General features: G+C 42.6%; 12 protein-coding genes. 2 read left to right on the forward strand and 10 right to left on the reverse strand.

What is annotated here, in order from left to right; all coding sequences use genetic code 11:
* Positions 1-134: 134 nt before the first annotated feature.
* From V7164_RS07455 to V7164_RS07470, 4 genes are all read right to left on the reverse strand, one after another.
* Positions 135-1265, reverse strand: coding sequence for an acyl-CoA dehydrogenase (locus tag V7164_RS07455; protein WP_335348248.1), 1131 nt, complete (start codon positions 1263-1265; stop codon positions 135-137).
* 49 nt (positions 1266-1314) lie between these two features.
* Positions 1315-2166, reverse strand: a complete 852-nt coding sequence (locus V7164_RS07460) for a 3-hydroxybutyryl-CoA dehydrogenase (protein ID WP_335348247.1) — start codon at positions 2164-2166, stop codon at positions 1315-1317.
* A gap of 136 nt (positions 2167-2302) precedes the next feature.
* A complete protein-coding gene (locus V7164_RS07465; RefSeq protein ID WP_335353786.1) occupies positions 2303-3490 on the reverse strand; it encodes an acetyl-CoA C-acetyltransferase in 1188 nt (395 codons plus the stop codon).
* Between the two features lie 251 nt (positions 3491-3741).
* The gene (locus V7164_RS07470; RefSeq protein WP_335353787.1) at positions 3742-5853 is read right to left on the reverse strand and encodes a (Fe-S)-binding protein; all 2112 of its coding nucleotides are present in this window, start codon (positions 5851-5853) and stop codon (positions 3742-3744) included.
* Between the two features lie 233 nt (positions 5854-6086).
* Between V7164_RS07470 and cls the strand changes: the two genes are divergently transcribed.
* A complete protein-coding gene (gene cls / locus V7164_RS07475) occupies positions 6087-7289 on the forward strand; it encodes a cardiolipin synthase (RefSeq protein WP_335344682.1) in 1203 nt (400 codons plus the stop codon).
* A 128-nt stretch (positions 7290-7417) separates the two neighbouring features.
* Here cls and argS read toward each other — a convergent pair whose 3' ends face one another.
* From argS to speE, 4 genes are all read right to left on the reverse strand, one after another.
* Positions 7418-9088, reverse strand: a complete 1671-nt coding sequence (argS, locus tag V7164_RS07480; protein WP_335344683.1) for an arginine--tRNA ligase — start codon at positions 9086-9088, stop codon at positions 7418-7420.
* Positions 9085-9531, reverse strand: a complete 447-nt coding sequence (locus V7164_RS07485; RefSeq protein WP_335353788.1) for a DUF1934 domain-containing protein — start codon at positions 9529-9531, stop codon at positions 9085-9087. Before V7164_RS07485 ends, argS begins: the two co-directional genes overlap by 4 nt.
* A 163-nt stretch (positions 9532-9694) precedes the next feature.
* Positions 9695-10567: an agmatinase gene (speB, locus tag V7164_RS07490; protein WP_335353808.1), complete on the reverse strand. Its 873-nt coding sequence runs from the start codon at positions 10565-10567 to the stop codon at positions 9695-9697.
* A gap of 160 nt (positions 10568-10727) precedes the next feature.
* Positions 10728-11555 (reverse strand): spermidine synthase, encoded by an 828-nt coding sequence (gene speE / locus V7164_RS07495; RefSeq protein WP_335353789.1) that lies wholly within the window; start codon positions 11553-11555, stop codon positions 10728-10730.
* 261 nt (positions 11556-11816) lie between these two features.
* Here speE and V7164_RS07500 point away from each other — a divergent pair, with 261 nt between their 5' ends.
* On the forward strand, positions 11817-13877 hold the full coding sequence (locus V7164_RS07500; RefSeq protein ID WP_335353790.1) for a transglycosylase domain-containing protein: 2061 nt from the start codon (positions 11817-11819) through the stop codon (positions 13875-13877).
* Positions 13878-14359: 482 nt separating this feature from the next.
* Here V7164_RS07500 and V7164_RS07505 read toward each other — a convergent pair whose 3' ends face one another.
* Positions 14360-14872, reverse strand: coding sequence for a YwhD family protein (locus V7164_RS07505; protein ID WP_335344687.1), 513 nt, complete (start codon positions 14870-14872; stop codon positions 14360-14362).
* Between the two features lie 33 nt (positions 14873-14905).
* Positions 14906-15562: a site-2 protease family protein gene (locus V7164_RS07510; protein WP_335353791.1), complete on the reverse strand. Its 657-nt coding sequence runs from the start codon at positions 15560-15562 to the stop codon at positions 14906-14908.
* Positions 15563-15607: the final 45 nt, after the last annotated feature.

Genomic DNA, 15607 nt, shown 5'->3' on the forward strand with positions numbered 1-15607 from the left:
TCATGACGAGCGTTTTGGATGAGTTCCTTTCAAAACACTCACTATGAAGCGGTCATGACGAGCGTTTTGTATGAGTTCCTTTGGAAATACGCACATGGAGACCGTCATAATTAGTGTTTAAAGTGAGTTCGCTACTAAAGATGTTTACTGATAACCAATCTCTGAATTTCGCTCGTACCCTCGTAGATTTCGGTGATTTTCGCATCACGGAAGTATCGTTCAACTGGATAATCCTCTGTATAGCCATAGCCCCCAAATACTTGGATGGCCTCTGTTGTTACTTCGACAGCTGTTTTGGAAGCAAACAGCTTTGCCATGGAGGCTTCCATTCCACATTTGATTCCTCTTTGGCGAAGATCAGCTGCACGATAGATTAAGAGCTTCGATGCTTCAACAGCCGTAGCCATATCTGCCAACTTGAATCCGATCCCCTGCTGAGCAGCAATCGGCTTTCCGAATTGGACACGCTCTTTCGCGTATTCCGCCGCCGCTTCAAGAGCCGCTTCTGCAATTCCAAGCGCCTGGGCGGCAATACCGATTCGGCCTACCTCCAGATTAGCCAAGGCAATCTTAAAGCCATGTCCTTCCTCCCCAAGTAGATTCTCAGCCGGAACTCTCATATCCTCAAAGCTTAGCTGAAGCGTTCTGGAGCCATGCAAGCCCATCTTTTTCTCGTCTTTTCCGATCACAAGACCCGGCGTATCTTTTTCAACGATAAAAGCGGAAATCCCTCTGCTTCCGAGCTCAGGATTAGTTAAGGCGAATACGATATAAACATCCGCTTCCCCGCCGTTTGTGATAAAAACCTTGGATCCGTTGATCACATAATGGTCACCTTTTTTAACAGCCTTTGACTTCAGGCTTCCCGCGTCAGATCCGGCACTCGGCTCTGTTAAGCAGAAGGCGCCAAGATATTCGCCTGAGGCAAGCTTCGGAATATACTTTTTCTTTTGTTCCTCTGTACCGAAATAAAGGATTGGATTGGTCCCTACAGAGGTATGGACGGAAAGGATAACGCCAATCGTTGCACTCACCTTTGATAGCTCATTGATGGCAATGATGTAGGAGGTAAAATCCATTTCCGCACCGCCATACTGTTCCGGAATGGGAATTCCCATTAGGCCGAGCTCCCCCATTTTTCTTAGAATTTCACGTGGAAACTCGCCTTGCTCCATTTTTTCAATAAAAGGTGCTATTTCGGATTGGGCAAAGTCTCGCACCATTTTTCTCATCATTTCCTGCTCTTCTGTAAATCTCAGGTTCATTTGCAGCCCTCCGTTATTCCTATCGGGTGATTTTTATTTAAGGAAATGCCTATTCGTACGTATAAAAGCCTCTGCCTGTTTTACGTCCCAGCCAGCCGGCCTTCACATATTTTCTTAACAGCGGGCATGGGCGGTACTTATCGTCACCAAAGCCCTCATGAAGCGTTTCCATAATATATAGACAAGTATCAAGTCCAATAAAATCCGCCAAAGTAAGCGGCCCCATCGGATGATTCATACCAAGCTTCATTACTTCATCGATGGCTTCCTTAGAAGCAACCCCTTCATATAGGGTAAAAATGGCTTCGTTTATCATCGGCATCAGCACTCGATTTGACACAAATCCCGGAAAGTCATTGACTTCAACTGGTACCTTTTTGAGCGTTTTCGTAATGTCTTCAATTGTTTGGTAGACGTCATCTGCTGTTGCAAGACCACGAATGATTTCTACTAGCTTCATAACCGGAACCGGATTCATAAAGTGCATGCCAATCACTTTTTCCGGCCGCTTTGTGGCAGCTGCAATTTCTGTGATTGGCAAGGATGACGTATTACTTGCGAGGATGGCGTGTGCAGGCGCAATGTCATCCAGCTGGCTGAATATTTTCGTTTTGACCTCCATATTTTCCACAGCAGCCTCGATAATGAGGTCAACAGCTTTGGCATCCTGCAGATCCGTAGATGGCGTGAGGTTGTTTAATATTTCTTCCATTTGCTCGGCCGTCATCCGTTCTTTTTCAACCTGACGGGAAAGGTTCTTTCTGATCACACCTAGACCGCGATCAACAAATTCCTGTTTTAGGTCATTTAAAAGCACGCTGTAGCCAGCTTGTGCACAAACCTGGGCAATCCCTGAGCCCATTTGACCCGCTCCGATTACCATGATTTTTTGTACGTTCATTTTTGCTCCTCCGTTCGGTTGAATGTATATATTGGCTGATGATTATTGGGGTGTTAAATTTGATTTGGCTGATAAATAGGCTAAATTGGCTGATAAATTTAACATGGGCCGACAAATAACGAATTTAGCCGTTCATTTAGTTTTTCGGAACTTCAATCATGATGGCATCGCCTTGGCCGCCGCCGCTGCAAATCGCTGCGATGCCGATTCCGCCGCCTCGACGTTTTAATTCATGCATTAATGTCAGGATAATTCTCGCTCCACTCGCACCGATTGGATGCCCTAACGCGACCGCACCGCCATTTACATTGACCTTATTTTCGTCAAGACTGGCAATTTTTCCGCTTGATAGCGCGACAGCTGCAAATGCCTCATTAATTTCAAAAAGATCAATCTGCTCAACGGAATTCCTAGTCTTTTTCAAAAGCTCGTTGATCACAAGCCCTGGTGTTTTTGGAAAATCCTTCGCCTCCACCGCAATGGCAGTGTGACCGAGAATAACCGCTGCAGGCTTTCTTCCTTCACGAACAGCTCTTTCCTCGCTCATTAGGATTAATGCAGCCGCTCCATCATTCACACCAGGCGCATTGCCGGCAGTAATCGTGCCCTCTGGACCGAATGCCGGGCGAAGCTTCGCCAATTTATCAATGGAAGTATCCTTTCGAGGAGACTCATCCTCGGAAATCATAATGGGTTCTCCTTTTCTTTGCGGCACCGAGACTGGAACAATTTCCTCCGCTAGCCTTCCAGCTTCCATTGCAGCAATGGCCAATTCATGACTTCTGAGAGCCCAGCGGTCTTGCTCTTCCCGGCTAATGTCCATTTCTTCCGCCGTTTCGTTTCCGTACGTCCCCATATGAACCCCTGTGAAACTGCAGCTTAATCCATCATGTGTCATTAAATCCTTAACTTGTGCATCCCCCATGCGTAATCCCCAACGAGCTGTTGGCAGAAAATAAGGAGCTTGGCTCATTGATTCCATTCCACCAGCCACGATTACCTCTTCATCACCGAGGCGGATGATTTGATCCCCTAATGTGACACTACGCATGCCCGAAGCACAAACCTTATTAACGGTTTCTGTTTTCACATTCCACGGAATCCCTGCTTTTCTTGCAGCCTGACGGGAAGGAATTTGGCCTTGCCCACCTTGCAGTACCGTTCCGAGAATGACTTCACCGACTTCCTCCGGTTTGACACCAGCACGAGCTAAAGCCTCTTTTACAGCAAAACCGCCAAGGTCTGAAGCCGAAAAGCTGCTTAATCCCCCAGCAAACTTACCAAATGGCGTTCTTGCTCCACCTAAAATTACGGTTCTTCCCATCAGAATCTCTCCTTTGTTTTACTTATTTTTTTCAAACCTTCCTGCCCAATTGATTCATAGCGATCAAGCCATACGACTGAACGCTCGCTCAATGTCCATCAAAAAAAATAACTCCTATATTGTAAGCGCTTTATCTATAATTCTATTTTACTTTAAAAATAGTTAAAATTGAAATACTTTACGAAAAATTCTTATAGTTCAGCTCCAATTTTCGGAAATATCTTCCAACTGGAGCTGAACTAATCATTTTATTAAGAAACTAAAGATTGCTTCTCCCCGATGACGGATTTTTCAAGAATTTCTGCTACATCGTACGTATGAACGGTTTCTTCCACTTCCTTCGCCTTCGTTCCGTCCGATAGCATCGTTAGGCAGTATGGACAGCCTGAGCTGATGACGGATGGATTGACGGCTAATGCTTGTTCTGTACGAGATACGTTAATGCGGTGGCCGGTTTCTTCCTCCATCCACATTAAGCCGCCTCCCGCTCCACAGCACATGCCGGTTTCGCGGTTTCTTTCCATTTCCACAAGCTTCACACCTGGAATGGATTTCAAAATTTCACGCGGCGGATCATAAACCTCGTTATAGCGTCCTAAATAACAAGAATCATGGAAGGTAATCGTTTCATTTACAGGATATTGCGGCTTCAACTTTCCTTCCTCAACAAGCTTCGCAAGGATTTCCGTATGATGGAAAACCTCTGCCTGCAGCCCGAAATCAGGGTATTCATTTTTGAAAATATTATAGGCATGCGGGTCGATTGTAACGATTTTCTTCACTTCAGCCTTTTCAAATTCCTCTATATTTTTAGTCGCTAGCTCCTGGAATAAGAACTCATTTCCAAGACGTCTCGGTGTATCTCCAGAGTTCTTCTCCTTGTTTCCAAGAATGGCAAACTTCACGCCAGCTTCATTCATTAATTTTGCAAAAGAAAGAGCAATCTTTTGGCTGCGGTTGTCAAATGAACCCATTGATCCTACCCAGAAAAGGTACTCGAACTCTTCCCCAGCTTTATTCATTTCTTTCACAGTTGGTACATGAACATCCTCGCGGGCTTCTCGCCAGTTTTCCTTCTCTTTGCGGTTTAATCCCCATGGATTTCCTTGACGCTCAATGTTCGTCATAGCGCGCTGTGCATCAGCATCTAGCTTCCCTTCTGTTAAAACAAGATAACGGCGAAGGTCGATAATTTTATCGACATGCTCATTCATAACCGGACATTGATCCTCACAGTTACGGCAAGTCGTACAAGCCCAGATCTCTTCTTCTGTAATAACATCACCAATTAGGCTTGGGCTGTATGCTAATCCAGCAGCTGCTTCCTCAACTGCTTTTCCCGCGCCAGCTAAGGCAATCTGATTGCCCATTGTATTCGAGAAAGCAAAGGTTGGCACCCACGGCTGTTTGGAAGTAACGGCTGCCCCATGATTCGTTAAATGATCACGAAGCTTTAGAATTAAATCCATTGGTGACAGCATTTTGCCCGTTCCCGTTGCCGGACACATATTCGTACAGCGCCCACATTCCACACAAGCATAGAAGTCAATCATTTGCAGCTGATTGAAATCTTCAATTTTGCCGACCCCAAAGCTTTCCTGTGTTTCATCTTCGAAATCAATTTTTGTTAATTTACCCGGCTTCTCAAGACGGTTGAAATAGACGTTGGCAGGTCCTGCGATTAAGTGCGCATGCTTGGATTGCGGCACATAAACAAGGAACGCTAATAAGAAAATTAAATGAATCCACCAAGCGATATAAAATACAACAATCGAAGCGGTTTCTCCCATCCATGAGAAGGCTCCCGCAATGAGAGATGCAACTGGCTCAGTCCATGCCGCTTCATGTCCGTGCCAGATCATGCTCATTCCATTTCCAAGTAAAACAGAAAGCATTAATCCACCGATAAAAATAAGCACTAGACCTGATTTAAAGCCTCTTTTTAAGCGGACAAGCTTTTCCACATATCTGCGATAGAAGGCCCAAATCACAGCAATCAGAATCATTAAGGTAACAAGCTCCTGGAAAAACGTAAATCCTGAATAGAGAGGTCCAAGAGGCAAATGCGCACCTGGTTTGATTCCTTTAATGATGAAATCAATGGCGCCAAATTGGACTAGAATAAACCCGTAGAAAAACATGACGTGTATGATTCCACTTTTCTTATCCTTCAACAGCTTCTTTTGGCCAAAGACATTAACCCAAATTTTACCTAGACGTTCCTTAACATTGTTATCAAACTCTACCTTCTTTCCGAGTTTGATATATTCAATTCTCGTTTTAACAACATACACAAATAAACTTACTGCGTAAGCGGTTACAAGGAGAAATCCAATTAGATTCACCCACAACAATCCTGTCATTATCGTTAGCTCTCCCCTCTTAAAATGGATTGTCCAGCATATAATTCAAAAATTTTAAACACGATACAATTTTCAGAAATTATTCCTTGTCTCTATTATATTATGAGTGAGCATTCAGTCAACACATTTTATTTTAAAATTTATTTCCGATTGACCGCTTGCTTTGAAAAAAATCATATAAATGATTGGACTGGAGATAATAATTGGATACAAATCACGAGGAGGAGAAAGTAATGAAAGTAACCTCCATTCTATTTATCATCGTTCTTTTGTTTGCTCTTTGGCTGACACTTGATTTTTATTTTGGACGAAGAAATCAATTAAGCAAACAGACAAAGAAGGAGTATCCCTTTTGGAATAGCAGCCTGGATATTTTTACAGAAGGACCGGCATTATTCGAGGATCTTTTTTCGGAAATAAAAAAAGCAAAGCTTCACATTCATATATTATTTTATATTGTTAAGGACGATCAAATTAGTACAGAATTCTTAAATATCCTGAAGCAAAAAGCTCGGGAAGGAGTTGAGGTCCGCCTCCTTCTGGACTGGCTTGGGAGCCATCTGATTGATAAAAAAACGATCCAGTCTTTAGAGAGTGAGGGTATTCAGTTTTCTTTTTCCCAGCGTCCTAAGTTTCCTTTCCTGTTCTATACGCTGCAGGCCCGCAATCATAGAAAAATTACAGTCATTGACGGGAAAATTGGTTATATCGGCGGTTTCAATATTGGCAAGGAGTACATCGATTTAGATCCTAAACTGAGTCCATGGCGAGACTATCATTTGAAGATTGAGGGTGAAGGTGTAAACGGGCTGCAAAAGGAGTTTTTGACTGATTGGCGTCATGATAGCAAAGAGGATTTGCTAGATCATCCAAACTATTTTCCTACACTCCCTCAGGGACCGTGCAGACATCAATTAATTCCCTCTAAAGGTGCGTTTCTGGAGGATACTTATACAACGCTAATTCGGAAGGCAGAAACGAATATTACCATTGGAACACCTTATTTTATTCCCAGCCAAAAACTGCTTCATGAATTGTCTAATGCCCTCTCAAGAGGTGTCAGCCTTACCGTTCTTGTCCCAAAGACATCGGACCATCCTCTTGTAAAGGAAGCTTCGTATTATTTTTTTAGAAAATTAATTAGGCAGGGTGCGGTTGTTTACGAATTTAAAAATGGCTTTTACCATGCTAAAACTCTTATTATCGATGATAATATTTGTGATATTGGCACGACAAATTTTGATTTTCGGAGCTTTTTTTTAAACTACGAAATTAATTGTTATATCTATGATTATGACTTTATTCAGAAGGTGCGGCATGTTATTCAAGCAGATATTCGCCAATCCGAACGAATGACGCTCGCAAAACTAAACCAGTTTAACCCCATCCGGTCATTTAAGGAATGGGCGGCGCACTTGATTATATTGTTTTTGTAATATCCTTTAGTTCCTGTTTTTCTTGAATTCGTGAAAGTTTTGGAAAAAAACAAAAAAGCTGGCACGTAATTAGGAGGGAGGGCCCGCTCGATGGGGCTCTGCCTCTCTTTTACATGCCAGCAATCTTTTTACATTTTCTCCGGAGCCGAAACTCCGATTAGGGCAAGGGCATTTTTCAATGTAGTTTTAACTGCTTTGATTAATGCAAGTCGTGCTTGCGTCCGTTCTGGATGGTCGGTATCTAATACTTTTTCAGCATTGTAGAAGCTGTGGAACGCCGATGCCAATTCGAAAATATAATTGGTGATTCGATGCGGCAATCGTTTTTGTGCGGCTTCCCCTACTGCTTGCGGGAATTCGCCCAGCTTCTTCAAAACGTCTATTTCCTTTTCAGCCGAAATTAAGGAGAAGTCGGCAGAGCGGCTCACAGATAATCCCTGCTCCTCGCCTTGTCGTAAAATACTGCAAATCCGTGCATGCGCATATTGCGCATAATAAACAGGATTTTCATTAGACTCGGAAACGGCTAAATCCAGGTCAAAGTCCATATGCGTGTCCGCACTTCTCATCGCAAAGAAATAGCGAGTTGCATCCAATCCTACCTCTTCCACTAGATCACGCATCGTTACCGCTTTTCCTGTCCGTTTGCTCATTTTCATTTTTTCGCCGTTTTTATATAAATGAACGAGCTGAATAACTTCTACTTCAAGTGTATCATGGTCGTAGCCTAATGCTTGAATAGCTGCTTTCATACGCGGAATATAGCCGTGATGGTCAGCACCCCAAATATTAATCAGCTTTTCAAAGCCTCGCTCCAGCTTATCCTTGTGGTACGCAATATCTGGTGTTAAGTACGTATAGGAACCGTCATTTTTGATCAAAACGCGGTCTTTATCATCGCCAAAAGTTGTAGAGCGGAACCAGGTTGCCCCCTCTTCCTCAAAAATATGGCCATTGTCCTTCAATGCTTGTAAAGCCGTATCAATTTTTCCATTATGATATAAAGATGTTTCAGAATACCACACATCAAACGGCACACGGAATTCCTCTAGGTCAGTCTTTAGCTTCGCCATTTCAACCTTTAATCCATATTCACGGAAGAAGTCAAAGCGCTCTTTTTCATCCACATGAACATATTTGTCGCCGAATTCCTCAGCAAGCTTTTTCCCAATCCCAATAATATCCTCGCCGTGGTAGCCGTCTGCAGGCATTTCTTTTTCCAATCCTAGTGCTTGGAAGTAACGTGCTTCCACTGAATACGCAAGATTATTAATCTGGTTGCCTGCGTCATTAATATAGTATTCGCGGGAAACATCATAGCCAGCCTTAGCTAAAATATTGGATAGAGAATCCCCTACAGCCGCACCACGAGCATGGCCAAGGTGAAGGTCCCCAGTCGGATTGGCGGATACAAACTCAACCTGAACTTTTTGATTCGCTCCAACATTTGTTTCTCCGTACTGATCGCCTGCTTCAAGAACAGCTGGAATTAAATTCGTTAAATAGCTATTGTCCATGTAAAAATTAATAAACCCTGGGCCCGCAATCTCCATTTTTTCAATGGAGGCTCTCGATTTATCAAAATTCGCAATCAGCGCCTCGGCAATCATTTTCGGCGCCTTTTTCGCTACGCGTGCAAGCTGCATCGCCATATTCGTGGAATAATCCCCATGCGCCTTTTCCTTCGGCGTTTCCAAAATAACGTTTGGCATTTGTTCTTCAGTTGCTAGATTCGCTTTGATCACAGCCGCTTTAATTTCTTCTTTCAGTTTGTTTTGCATTTGCTCTACACTGTTCAACTTTCTTCCTCCTCTTCGAATGTAATCGACAAATGGTATGTACCTGAACTAGCGCCTTGCATTTTCAATTCATATAAAAGGTCGATAGAGCCGGTCCCGTTTTGTTCGTTAAACTGGTGATCCAGCCTTTTTGTCATCGTTTCAATCTCAAACACGCCATAAGGTGTATGATAGCTTCCCTTAAGCTTTTTATTCATGATAAAAGGGAGCCTCATTCTCACAGCGCCGCTTCGCATAATAAGACCTTCTTTATCGGATACCTTGATGATTGTTTTGGCCATTCCTTCTTCCATCGCTTCCTCATATTGAAGAAACCGGGCATTTTCCTTTATATAGTATCGACCAAATGCGATGAGTTCAAAAGTATCTTTGCTGTGCCCATCTCGAATGTCTGTCTTTACTTTAATTTTAACAGGCATTTGCTCCGCTGGTCTAGTAGACAACGGCCACACATCCTTTTCGTAACATTATAGTAGACTTTAGCGAAAGGTTCTACTTTTCCTTATATAAGGCTTACTATAGCCTATTTTAAAAATGGAAAAAACGGAGACCCATGTCTCCGTCATCGCTTTTTAAAAAGATAAGCTCAGTGCTTTCCGCTTTTTCTTATTTCACCCAGCCCAAAATCATTTCGCGAATGAGCTTGCTCGCCGTGTTAGCTGTTTGCTCAGATGGGTCGTATATAGGTGCAACCTCTACAAGATCGCAGCCAACTACTTTTACATTGGAGCGGGCAATTTCATGAATGGAAGCCAGAAGCTCCTTCGATGTAATGCCACCTGCGTCCACAGTGCCAGTTCCTGGAGCATGAGCAGGGTCAAGCACATCAATATCGATCGTTACATATACGGGACGTCCCGCAAGCTTTGGCAGAATTTCTTTTAACGGCTCTAACACATCAAATTTCGAAATGTGCATGCCGACTTCTTTTGCCCATTTGAATTCTTCCTTCATTCCAGAACGGATACCAAAGGAAAAAATATTTTGAGGCCCGATTAGATCACAGGCTTTGCGGATAGGTGTCGAGTGGGATAATGGCTCCCCTTCGTAATTCTCACGCAAATCCGTATGTGCATCCATGTGAATAATCGCCATATCCGGATATTTTTTATACATTGCCTTAAAAACCGGCCATGAAACTAAATGCTCACCGCCCATGCCAATCGGAAATTTACCTTCTGCTAAAAGCTGGTCAATAAATTCCTCGATTAAATCCAAGCTTTTCTGCGGATTTCCGAATGGCAGCGGAATATCGCCGGCATCATAATACTTCACTTCTTCTAATTCACGGTCTAAATAAGGGCTATATTCCTCAAGCCCAATAGACACCTCACGAATACGCGCAGGACCAAAACGGGAGCCCGGACGGTAGCTGACGGTCCAGTCCATCGGCATTCCGTAAATGACCGCTTTACTTTCCTCGTAATTCGGATGGCTTTTTATAAATACATTGCCAGAGTATGCTTCATCAAAACGCACCACTGTCATCCCTCGTTCGTATTAAATTTGGGGTCTCTAGCCCCTTGATCGTGCTTTGAATTATGGCTAAATCAAATGTGCTTTTTTATCTAAAAAACAGTTTATCAGCCAATCGATATTTTACTGCCCATTAACACGCATATATTTTGGTACAAAAAATTTACTCTACTAAATCCTTCACAAATTTCGGCAATACAAAAGCAGCCTGATGAAGCTCTTTTGTATAATATTTTGTGTCGATTTCATGGAAGCGGTCTTCGCTAACCTCTAGTGGATCATACTTTTTAGAACCGATGGTGAACGCCCATAATCCGCTTGGATACGTTGGGATGTTCGCCACATAAAGACGTGTAATCGGGAAAATTTCCTTAACGTCCTTTTGAACATTGCGAATTAAATCGGCTTTAAACCAAGGGTTGTCTGATTGCGCGACAAAAATTCCGTCTTCCTTTAATGCTTTGGAAATCCCTGCATAGAAGCCTTTTGTAAAAAGATTCACAGCTGGACCAACAGGCTCAGTGGAGTCAACCATAATCACATCGTATTCATTTTCGCTTTCTGCAATGTGCATGAAACCATCGCCAACTTGAACATCCACACGCGGATCGTCTAGTTTGCCTGCGATTTCCGGTAGGTATTTTTTAGAATACTCGATGACTTTTCCATCAATATCAACAAGCGTTGCCTTTTTCACACTCGGATGCTTGAGAACTTCGCGAATCACTCCGCCGTCCCCGCCGCCAACAACTAAAACATTTTCAGGGTTCGGATGTGTAAACAACGGCACATGAGCAACCATTTCATGATAAACAAATTCATCTTTCACAGAAGTCATAACCATGCCGTCTAGTAAAAGCATATTGCCCCATTCTTCTGTTTCCACCATTTCAAGCATTTGAAAATCTGTCTGTTCTGTATGTAAAGTCTGCTTAACCTTCATTGTAATGCCAAAATTCTCTGTTTGTTTTTCAGTAAACCAAAGTCCCATTTATCTAACCATTCCTTCCGTAAAAAAATCGATTATTTACTGTCGATAACAATTCTTTTTTATACTTCCCAATCTGAATAATTACAAACATGAGGAAAAGTATAGATGAATCTAGCAAAAAAGCAAGAAAAAATTGAATTTTGCTTAAGAGAAATGTTTAAAACGAAAGGTTTGTTTCAATACTATTGAGAGATGGAATTTTTCCCAAATTAGAAATTTATAAAAGCTAGTAAACACTTTGGAGAGGTGGTGGTTTTCACGATGGAGATTATGACGAATCAACGTTTCAAAAAAGCTGGTAAGGTTTTACGCGCCATCTTTATTTTTAGCTTAATTGGTTTTATCCTGGCTGCTATCATCATGGCTGGCATTTTGCTTTATGCTAAGGTTCTTGGGCCTCCGCCTCTAGCTGTTCCGCAGTCAACCTTATTCTACTCTGATAATGGAACCGTGATCGGGGAAAGTCATAATGGCCAAAAGCGGTATTGGGTAGAGCTTTCAGACATTAGCCCATACTTAGTGAAAGCCACCGTTTCGATTGAGGATCGCAAATTTTACTCCCATCATGGGTTTGATTATAAGAGAATTGCAGGAGCCATCATTGCTGATGTTAAAGCAATGGCCAAGGTACAAGGTGCGAGCACCATTAGCCAGCAGTATGCCCGAAACCTATTTCTTGAACATGAAAAAACATGGAAGCGTAAATTGAAGGAAGCCTTCTATACGATTCGGCTTGAAATGAACTATTCGAAGAAAGAGATTCTTGAAGGCTACTTAAATACTATTTATTATGGCCATGGGGCCTACGGAACAGAAGCGGCAAGCCAGTTCTATTTTGGGAAGCATGCCGGAGAATTAACTCTTGGGGAAGCTTCCATTTTAGCCGGAATTCCAAAGGGCGCTGGTATCTATTCCCCACTCGTATCAATCGAAAATGCTAAAAATCGGCAAAAGATCATTTTAAACACGATGGTCGAAAATGACTATATTGATAAAAAGACAGCTGAAGCTGCTTTGCAAGAACCGTTGACCTTAGTTGGGAAGCATCTCCATACAAAAGCTAAAACAGCTCCTTACTTTCAGGATGCGGTTCGCCAAGCATTGAAAACAGAGCTAAAACTGGATGACCGGATCATTGAATTAGGGGGATTAAAGGTTTACACCACCTTGGATATGAAGCAGCAGGAAATCGTAGAACAGACAGTGGATCAATTAATCTCAAAGGATTCTGAAATCCAGGTTGGAATGGTTTCGATGAATCCGAAAAACGGGCATGTCAAAGCGATGGTTGGAGGAAGGGATTATGCGGAAAGTCCTTTTAACCGCGCCGTTCAGGCCATTCGCCAGCCGGGTTCAACTATGAAGCCACTGCTCTATTACGCTGCCTTGGAAAATGGGTTTACTCCTTCCTCTCCAATGCGAAGTGAGCCAACCACTTTCCGATTCGATGACGAAAGACCCGACTATACACCGAAAAACTTTAACAGCCAATATGCGGATGGCGATATCACCATGGCTCAGGCACTAGCCCTTTCAGATAATATTTATGCTGTTAAGACTCATCTTTTCTTAGGAATCGATACACTCGTAAACACAGCTCAGAAATTTGGAATTTCTACAACAATGAACAAAGTCCCTTCCCTAGCGCTAGGCACATCTGGTGTTCGGATAATCGAAATGGCAAATGCCTATAGTATATTTGCGAACGGTGGAAAAAAAGTGGCACCTGTCTTAATCACAAGGGTCGAAAATCATAAGGGAGAAATCATTTATGAGCAGGAAAAAGAAGCCCTTCCTATATTGCGATCTGATTTAGCTTATGTGATGACCCAAATGATGACGGGCATTTTTGACCCGAAGCTGAACGGGTACACAAGTGTCACGGGGCGGTCCGTTATCAATGATATGACTCGGTCCTACGCTGGGAAATCAGGCTCAACGGATACCGATAGCTGGATGATCGGCTACTCACCGCAGCTTGTTTCCGCCGTTTGGACCGGCTTTGACAAGGGAAAAACGATTCATAAAACAGCAGATAAATCATATGCAAAAAATATCTGGATTCGTTTTATGGAGGAGGCGCATCAGGGGTTGCCAGTCAAAGGCTTTAAACCGGTAAAAGGAACAGTCGGCGTCTATGTGAATCCGGAAAACGGCAAATTAGCCACTGATGAATGCCCTGTTAAACGTTTAACGTATTTCGCTAAAGGCACAGAGCCGACCGAATATTGTACAGCTCACTTGTTATATCAAGAGGAGAAACCAGGTGTAAAAGAGCAGCCTGAGAAGAAGCCTTGGTATAAGCGATTGTTTAATTGGTAAAAAGAAGGAAACCTTCTTCGGATTTGGGGTCGGCATTTGGAGGCCATGTCGCCCTTCCTATGGAAAAAGCAAGGTACAAGGGCGATATAAAGGGGGTCTTAACTACCTTCCTATGAAAAAAACAAGCACAAGGGCGATTAGAGGGGGTCTTAACCCCCTTCCTATGAAAAAAACAAGGTACAATGACGGTTAGAGGACCTTTATATGGAAAAAAACATCATCAAAGGGCGTTATTAAATCTTTCCCTGTTTTGCGCCGCCATCCATGGCTTCCGTCAGATCAATCTAAATCAATATTTCCAAAAAACCGACAAAAAAAGTGAAAAACCTCGTGCCAAAAGGCCCGAGGTTTTTCGTGTCCTAGTTCTATACAGTGCATTCACACTGTTAAATAGTGTACTATTTTTTATTAGATTTGGGCAAGTAGTTAGAAATTTTAGTCAGTAATCTGTCACAATTTCGTCATAAATCAAAAAGATTATTTTAATTTTCTTGCAAATCATCCTTCAGTTGTTGTAGAGACCGTTCCCACATGCCAGCATCGTGATTTTTCAGAAAATCACTTAGAATTTTCTTCGATTTGTCATCCATATGATCAACCATAATATGGCGTTTAATCGACTTATCCATGCGGTTCACATGTTCCGGCAAGGATTTATAACCCCTGCGAATTTCTCGATCTACCGTCATTTCACAAGCCGTCACACCTGCATAATAAGGACCGTCCTCTTTGCGGTCAATCGTCACCCAAATCAGCCAATACGGCTTTCCATTTGGCACATCTTCCTTATTGGGCAGGAATTTAATACCCTTTTCCACTGGGCTGCGGGCATGCAACGCACCCACTTCAATCGATGCCTCCCCCGCCTCCACGTCAATGATGACAGGCGAAACATTATCCAAACTTAACGACCCCGAGCCAAAGCCTCCATGTCCGTCAGTCGGATCACTCTTAATAATATTGAATCCAATATTTTTCTTCTTTTTTTCTTCCAACTTGAAGTTCCTCCTTTATTCAAAAAAACCCTTTTATAAAAATATCCCACCAAAGAAGTTAGCTAACCCATCTGCAACGACAGGCAAAACAAAACGAAAGATTGGCTGAATCGTATATTGGTCGAGCGGCGTTATCACAAGAATTAAGAAAATCACCGATCCATAGGCCTCATATTGTGTTAATCGCGGTCTAATCGATTTTGGCATTAAATCCTCCACAATGCGATATCCGTCCAAGGGCGGGAGCGGGATTAAGTTAAAAATAAACAAAACTAAATTGAGATGGATAAAAATATTTAAGAAGTCTGGGACAAAGGACGGTAATCCAGTAGCGACACCCATTCCGACCATAGCATACCAAATGAGAAATCCTAAGCTCGCCATGATTAGATTGCTGATAGGACCGGCAATGGATACCGAAATTCCTGCTAAACGCGGATTTTTAAAGAAGAATCTGTTAACCGGAACAGGTCTTGCCCAGCCAAAGCCTGCAATAAAAATCAGAATGGTTCCAATTGGATCTAAATGCTGAATCGGATTTAACGTCAGTCTTCCTTGATTTTTCACTGTTGGGTCGCCGAATTTATAGGCGACAAACGCATGAGCAAATTCATGAACGGTAAAAGCAATCATTAACGTAATCGCCACATAAGGAATTTCCTTTAAATTAAAGGCTAAAAATTGTTCCAAGGCCAAAACCCCTTTAATCACAACTTAAAAAAATTATACACGATA

The sequence above is a fragment of the Bacillus sp. JJ1474 genome, assembly GCF_036965225.1.
In the GTDB taxonomy this organism is placed as follows: Bacteria; Bacillota; Bacilli; order Bacillales; family Cytobacillaceae; genus Cytobacillus.